We start from the raw sequence: 7,502 nt of genomic DNA, 5'->3' as shown, positions 1-7,502 counted from the left end.
CCTTGGCCATGAGATATCCTCGGAACTCAGCATTCGGCCTAGATTAGAGCAATTCCAGCAAAAGTGCGCAGCGGTTTCCCGTCCGGAATTGCGTAATAACAAACAGTTAAAGCGCGTCGCGCTGAGACGGATTCAGTCGACGCGCTTTAAGTCTTGTGTTGATGCATGTCGTTATCCCAAAACCGCTGCGCACTTTTGGGCGACATGCACTAGACCGGATTCACCCGACAAAGACCCGCTTGGGCTTGAACATGCCCTGCTCGATGGCGCCGATGGCGACGAGCTTGCCGCGCGCGGTGGCGCAGGCCTCCTCGGCCTCGACCGGCGCATCGCGGCCGCGAATGATGACGGGATTGCCGAGGCGGATCTTCGTCGCCGCGTCGTCGCTGACCGCGACCTGCGGCAGGCAGTCGAGCGCCGCCGCCGTTTCGACAAGCAGCGCATCGATGGCGCTGAAATCGACCGGGGCGTCCATTTCGCCCGATTTGTCGTCATCCTTTTCGCCAAAGCGAGCCGCTTCCAGCTCGGCGACAGTGACGAAATCCTCCGGCGTGAACGGCTCGACCTCGACGCGGCGCAATTCGGCGATGTGGCCGAAGCAGCCGAGATCGCGGCCCATGTCGCGGGCCAGCGAGCGCACATAGGTGCCCTTGCCGCATTCGACCTCGAAAACGGTTTTGTCGGTGCCATGCTCGACAATATCCAAACGGCCGATTTCAATTTCCCGCGCGGGTATCTCGACTGTCTCGCCTTCACGGGCAAGGTCATAGGCGCGTTCGCCGGCGATCTTGATGGCCGAGAATTGCGGCGGCGTCTGCATGATGACGCCGGTGTATTTCGGCAGCAGTGCCCTCACCGCCGCCTCGTCCGGCCGACGGTCGGAATTGTTGGTCACCGGGCCTTCGAGATCGTCGGTCGAGCGCTCTTCGCCCCAGGCGACGGTGAAGCGGTAGACCTTGGCGCCGTCCTGCACATAGGGAACGGTCTTGGTCGCCTCGCCGAGCGCGATCGGCAACATGCCGGAAGCGAGCGGATCGAGCGTGCCGGCATGGCCGGCCTTCTCGGCCTGAAACAGCCATTTGATCTTGGAAACCGCTTCGGTCGAACCCATGCCGACCGGCTTGTCCAGCACCACCCAACCGGAGACCGGCCGCCCCTTCTTCTTGCCGCGACGCACCTATTCCTCGTCCTTGTCGTTGTTCTTGCCGTCACCGAGATCGCGCGCGACTTCGGGCGATTTCAGCAGTTCATTGATCTTCGCGAAATTGTCGAAGGAAGTGTCGAGCCTGAAGCGAAACTCCGGCATGTACTTCATCTGCCTGAGCGCGCCGGAGACGCGGCCGCGGATGAATTTCGCGTGCCTGTTGAGCGCCTCGATCACGGCGCCGTCGTCGCCCGCGCCAAGCGGCGAGACGAAGGCGGTAGCGATCTTGAGGTCCGGCGACATGCGCACCTCGGACACCGAGACGACGCTGTTCTCGATCACCGGATCGATGACCTCGCCGCGCTGCAAGGTTTCGGACAGGGCATGGCGCACCTGCTCGCCGACGCGCAGCATGCGCTGGGAGGGGCCTGACGGTGTCGAACGGGGCATTTTCTCTGGTCCTGAAATCGTGAAGCACGGGATGGGACCGCGCCACATGTCTCAACATGCATGAAGGATCTGGGCGGCAGCCTTTCGGCCGCCGCCCGTTATTATTCGGCAAGTATACCCGAATTAGAGCGTTCTGGTTACCATCTCGACGCGGAAGCACTCGATGACGTCGCCGACACGCATGTCCTCGTAGTTCTGGAAGGCCATGCCGCATTCCTGGCCGCCCGGCACTTCCGCAACCTCGTCCTTGAAGCGCTTCAGCGTCTTCAGCGTGCCTTCGTGGATCACGACGTTGTCGCGGATCAGGCGAACACCCGCGCCACGCTCGACCTTGCCTTCGGTGACACGGCAGCCGGCGATCTTGCCGACCTTGGAGATGTCGAAGATCTCGAGGATCTCGGCATTGCCGATGAAGGTCTCGCGCCGCTCCGGCGAAAGCATGCCGGAAAGCGCTGCCTTCACGTCATCGACGAGGTTGTAGATGATCGAGTAGTAGCGGATCTCGATGCCGGCCGCGGCCGCGGCCGCACGCGCCTGCGCATTGGCACGGACGTTGAAGCCGATGATCGCCGCTCCGGACGTCTCGGCGAGCGAGACATCGCTTTCGGTGATGCCGCCGGCGCCGGCATGGACGATGCGTGCGCGCACCTCGTCATTGCCGAGCTTTTCAAGGGCGGCATTGATCGCCTCGATCGAACCCTGCACGTCGCCCTTGATGACCAGCGGGAATTCCTTCAATCCGCTCGTCTGCAGCTGCGACATCATCTGCTCGAGCGAGCCGCGCTGGCCGGCATGCTTGGCCACTGCCTTGTCGCGCGCCAGGCGCTGGCGGTATTCGGTGATCTCACGGGCGCGCGCCTCGTTGTTGACGACGGCGAAGCGGTCGCCCGCCTGCGGCGTGCCCTGGAGGCCAAGCACCTCGACCGGCATTGCCGGCGGGGCTTCCGGCACATGCTCGCCGCGATCGTTGACGAGCGCGCGGACACGGCCCCACTCGTTGCCGGCGACGATGATATCGCCCGGCATCAGCGTGCCGGTCTGCACCAGCACGGTGGCGACGGGACCGCGTCCCTTGTCCAGCTGCGCCTCGATGACCGCACCTTCGGCGGTGCGGTCGGGATTGGCCTTGAGGTCGAGGACTTCGGACTGCAGCAGGATCGCTTCCAAGAGCTTGTCGAGATTGATGCCCTTCGTCGCCGAAACCTCGACGTCCAACACCTCACCGCCCATCGATTCCACGAACACTTCGTGGCGCAGCAGTTCGGTCCGCACCTTCTGCGGGTCGGCATCGCGCTTGTCGATCTTGTTGATGGCCACGATGATCGGCACGCCGGCCGCCTTGGCGTGATTGATCGATTCGATCGTCTGCGGCATCACGCTGTCGTCGGCCGCCACCACCAGCACCGCGATGTCGGTAACCTGCGCGCCACGGGCGCGCATAGCCGTGAAGGCCGCGTGGCCGGGCGTGTCGATGAAGGTGATCTTCTGACCGTTCTTCTCGATCTGGTAGGCACCGATATGCTGGGTAATGCCGCCGGCCTCGCCGGAGACGACATTGGCGTTGCGGATGGCGTCGAGCAGCGAGGTCTTGCCGTGGTCGACATGGCCCATGATGGTCACGACCGGCGGACGCGACACAAGGTCTTCCGGGCGGTCGGCGATGTTGAAGAGGCCTTCCTCGATGTCGGACTCGGCGACGCGGCGGACCGTGTGACCGAATTCGGAGGCGACCAGCTCAGCCGTGTCGGCGTCGATGACGTCGCCCGGCTTCAGGATCTGGCCCTGCTTCATGAAGAACTTGACCACGTCCACGGCGCGCTCGGACATGCGCTGCGCCAGTTCCTGGATGGTGATGGTTTCGGGCAGGATCACTTCGCGCATGACTTTCTCGCGCGGCTCATTGTGAAGCGCGCGTTTGAATTTTTCCTGGCGGCGACGCATCGACGACAGCGAGCGGGCGCGCGCATCGTCATCCGACAGCGCCGAGTTCAGCGTCAGCTTGCCGCGGCGGCGATCTTCCTCGCCCTTTGTCGGCTTGGCCGGCCTTGCCACTTCCGGCGTCGCAAGACGGCGCGGCGGCGCACTCGCGGCACCGGCACCGGCACGCCTCGGCTTGGCCTCCTCCTCGTCATCAGCCGTGGCGACCTCCGCCGCCAGCGGCGCGCGGCGGCGAGCCTCTTCCTCGGCGCGCCGGCGGGCCTCGGCCTCAGTCTGCAGGCGTGCCTCCTCCTCGGCCTGACGGCGCGCGGATTCGTCGCGCTCGCGCTTGCGGCGTTCCTCTTCCTCGGCGCGGCGCTTGGCATCTTCCTGAGCGCGCTGGCGATCCTCGGCCTCGCGGGCCTTGGAGCCTTCCAGCGCCTTGCGGCGCGCTTCCATCTCGCCGCGCGAGAGCTCGTTCAGGACCATGCCGGAACGCTCCGGCGGCGGAGGCGGCGCCTTCGGCGCTTCCTGCACGACAGGGGCGGCGGCAACAGGGGCAGCGGCGGGCTTCGGCGTGAAGACGGACGCAGCCACCGGCTCCGGCTTGTCGCCGGGCAGCGAGAACTTGCGCTTCTTGGTCTCGACCACGACCGACTTGGTGCGGCCATGCGAGAAATTCTGGCGCACAGTGCCCTGCTCGAGGCCGGGGCGCTTCAGCGTCAAGGTCTTCTTCGGCGTCACGCTCAACGTCTTGTCGTCGCCCGATTTCGTATCGCTCATTCCATATCCTCTGCGGCATCATCTTCGTCAGCAACGGCCGCAAGCATTGCCAGATCGTTCGGGGTACCGCCCCGATATCGGTCGAGCGCAACTACGCGCTTCTCAACCGCCTGTCCCGCGTCCTGCGCGAGAACGGCAGCATGTATCACATTTGTACCCCCCAATGCCAAGCTCAACTCGGCTTCGGGGAAAAGTTTGTAGGCAAGGATGGCCGGTCCGCCGAGATGGACGGTTGCCCGCCGCGCCTGACTGATCTTGCGGACACCGTCGTCCGAAGCCTCGGTCGCATGCAGCACCAGAAGCGCCTGCCCGTCGCGCACCGCACCTTCGACCTTGGCGGCGCCAAGGACGACGGCGCCAGCCTTGCGAGCAAGGCCAAGCATGCCCAGAGCGGATCTGGAGAGCAGCCCGTCGACCATGCCGCCGAGATCGGCCGGAACGGTCACCTGCGCCTTGAAGGCACGGGCAAACAGGTTCTTGGCCGCTGCCTTCTCGATATGTAGGCGATCGGCAGTAACCCAGCAACCGCGGCCGGGCAGATTTCTCTTGATGTCCGGAACGACGGCCGAATCCGGGCCGACGACGAAGCGGATCAGTTCATCCGCTTCGGCCTGCCTGCGCGTAACGATGCAAGTGCGATCGTTCATCTCGTCCACGGGCTTTGCGATTGGCGGTCACCTCACGCACCGACGGTTTCGTCGGCCGCTGCCTCTTCGGCAGCGATTTCTTCCTCGGTGATCCAGCCGGCCTGCTTGCGGGCGGCGAGCACCATCTGCTCCGCCTCGGCGCGCGAGACGCCGTGGCTGGCGAGCACGCCCGGATAGACCTTGGTCTCGCCGTCCTTGCGCTCTTTCCAGCCGATCAGATCGTCGGCGGCATAGCCGGCGAAGTCCTCGACCGTCTTCACGCCGTCCTCGCCGAGCGTCACCATCATGGCGGTGGTGATGCCGGGAATGTCGCGCAGTTCGTCCTTGACGCCCAGCGCCTTGCGCTTTTCGTCGTGCTCGGCCTCGATCTTCTCCAGATATTCGCGGGCGCGGGTCTGGATTTCCGAAGCGGTGTCCTCGTCGAAGCCATCGATCGAGGAGATTTCGCCAGAGTCGACATAGGCGACTTCCTCGACGCTGGTGAAGCCTTCGGAGGCAAGCACCTGGCCGACCATCTCGTCGACGTCGAGCGCTTCCATGAAGAGCGCCGAACGCTCGACGAATTCCTTCTGGCGACGCTCGCTTTCTTCCTGCTCGGTCAGGATGTCGATATCCCAGCCGGTGAGCTGCGAGGCAAGGCGCACGTTCTGGCCGCGGCGGCCGATGGCCAGCGACAATTGGTCGTCCGGCACCACCACCTCGATGCGCTCGGCGTCCTCGTCGAGCACCACCTTGGCGACCTCGGCCGGCTGCAGCGCGTTGACGATGAAGGACGCGGCCGATGGCGACCACGGAATGATGTCGATCTTCTCGCCCTGCAATTCGCCGACCACCGCCTGGACGCGGCTGCCGCGCATGCCGACGCAGGCGCCGACCGGATCGATCGAGGAATCGCGCGAGATGACGGCGATCTTGGCGCGCGAGCCCGGATCGCGGGCGACCGACTTGATCTCGATGATGCCGTCGTAGATTTCCGGCACTTCCATGGTGAACAGCTTGGCCATGAACTGCGGATGGGTGCGCGACAGGAAGATCTGCGGGCCGCGCTGCTCGCGGCGCACGTCATAGACATAGGCCCGCACGCGGTCGCCATATTTGTAGTTCTCGCGCGGGATCAGCTCGTCGCGGCGGATGATCGCCTCGCCTCGGCCGAGATCGACGATGACATTGCCGTACTCGACGCGTTTGACGGTGCCGTTGACGATCTCGCCGATGCGATCCTTGTACTCGTCATACTGGCGATCGCGCTCGGCCTCACGCACCTTCTGGACGATGACCTGCTTGGCCGACTGGGCGGCGATGCGGCCGAAATCCATGGGCGGCAGCTGCTCGGCGATGAAGTCGCCGATCTGGGCATCGGGGTTGCGCTCGCGCGCCGTGGAAAGCGCGATCTGCGTCGCGTAGTCCTCGACCTTCTCGACCACTTCCATCAGCCGCTGCAGCTTCATCTCGCCGGTGTTCGGGTTGATGTCGGCGCGGATGTTGGTCTCCTGGCCGTAACGAGAGCGCGCTGCCTTCTGGATCGCATCGGCCATGGCGGCGATGACGATCTGCTTGTCGATCGACTTTTCACGCGCGACCGCGTCGGCGATCTGCAGCAGTTCAAGCCTGTTGGCGCTTACAACCATTGTCTTTCTCCCGATTTCGCGCCGGGCATACGGCCCGGCTACTCAATCAACTTTCCTGTTCGGTTTCATTTTCCTCGCCGTCGGCGGCGTCTTCCGCTTCGCCACGGCGCTTCCTGGCTTCCTTGCGAGCCCGGTTGTCCTTCGACAGGGCATCGCGGATGAGATCGTCGGTCAGCACCAGCCGGGCCTCTGCGATCGCGTCATAAGGCACGCGCACCGTCGGCTCTTCGCCATAGGCCGCCTTGTCGCGCTCGATCAGGATGCCGTCGGCATCCGCCTCGGCGATCTTGCCCTTGAAGCGTTTGCGATCGCCGACAAGAACCGATGTCTCCAGCTTGACCAGATGGCCGGTCCAGGCGGTGAAATCCGACTTGCGCACCAGCGGCCGGTCGATGCCTGGCGAGGAAACTTCCAAATGATACGCTTTTTCGATCGGATCATCGACATCGAGCGCCGGCGACACGGCGCGGCTGACCTCTTCGCAATCCTCGACGGTCATGGTGCCGTCCTCGCGTTCGGCCATGATCTGCAGCGTTAGCCCGTTCTGGCCAGTCAACTGCACCCGCACGAGCCGGAAGCCGATGCCCTTGAGCACCGGCTGCACGATCAGCGCAATGCGCGCATCGATGCCGCTTTCGCGGATGATACGGTCGTCGGCCTCGCTTGCCGCTGCAGTCATCAGATCCCTGTCGCTTTTTGCTTCCGGCCGGGCAGGTAACAAAAAAGAGCGGGACCGGGTGGACCCACTCTTCGTCATACCGACCAAGAATTTGAGGTTGATATAGACGATTGCCGCCGGCGTTTCAAGCCTTCAGGCACAGGCTAGCGGTGGTGTCTACAACTGGCGTGGCCATCGTTGGGCCGCATGCATCACGGTGAGTATCTCGATCTCCTCGCCGATAACACGGTAGAGAATTATGTATGGGACATCAG

At 64.2% G+C, this 7,502-nt stretch carries 6 protein-coding genes; all 6 read right to left on the bottom strand.

The window, feature by feature from the left end:
* Positions 1-220: 220 nt before the first annotated feature.
* Positions 221-1,177, bottom strand: a complete 957-nt coding sequence (gene truB, locus FJ980_RS28500) for a tRNA pseudouridine(55) synthase TruB (protein WP_140546985.1) — start codon at positions 1,175-1,177, stop codon at positions 221-223.
* Positions 1,178-1,594, bottom strand: a complete 417-nt coding sequence (rbfA, locus tag FJ980_RS28495) for a 30S ribosome-binding factor RbfA (protein ID WP_140546984.1) — start codon at positions 1,592-1,594, stop codon at positions 1,178-1,180.
* Positions 1,595-1,717: 123 nt separating this feature from the next.
* Positions 1,718-4,294 (bottom strand): translation initiation factor IF-2, encoded by a 2,577-nt coding sequence (gene infB / locus FJ980_RS28490; protein ID WP_140546983.1) that lies wholly within the window; start codon positions 4,292-4,294, stop codon positions 1,718-1,720.
* Positions 4,291-4,941, bottom strand: a complete 651-nt coding sequence (locus tag FJ980_RS28485) for an RNA-binding protein (RefSeq protein WP_140546986.1) — start codon at positions 4,939-4,941, stop codon at positions 4,291-4,293. The genes infB and FJ980_RS28485 overlap by 4 nt, the downstream gene beginning before the upstream one ends.
* 32 nt (positions 4,942-4,973) lie before the next feature.
* A complete protein-coding gene (nusA, locus tag FJ980_RS28480; RefSeq protein WP_140546982.1) occupies positions 4,974-6,569 on the bottom strand; it encodes a transcription termination factor NusA in 1,596 nt (531 codons plus the stop codon).
* A 46-nt stretch (positions 6,570-6,615) separates the two neighbouring features.
* Positions 6,616-7,248, bottom strand: a complete 633-nt coding sequence (rimP, locus tag FJ980_RS28475; RefSeq protein WP_140546981.1) for a ribosome maturation factor RimP — start codon at positions 7,246-7,248, stop codon at positions 6,616-6,618.
* Positions 7,249-7,502 lie beyond the last annotated feature (254 nt).

Origin of the sequence: Mesorhizobium sp. B1-1-5 (assembly GCF_006443065.1) — a bacterium.
Classification (GTDB): domain Bacteria; phylum Pseudomonadota; class Alphaproteobacteria; order Rhizobiales; family Rhizobiaceae; genus Mesorhizobium.
This window is presented reverse-complemented; position numbering and strand designations above follow the sequence as displayed.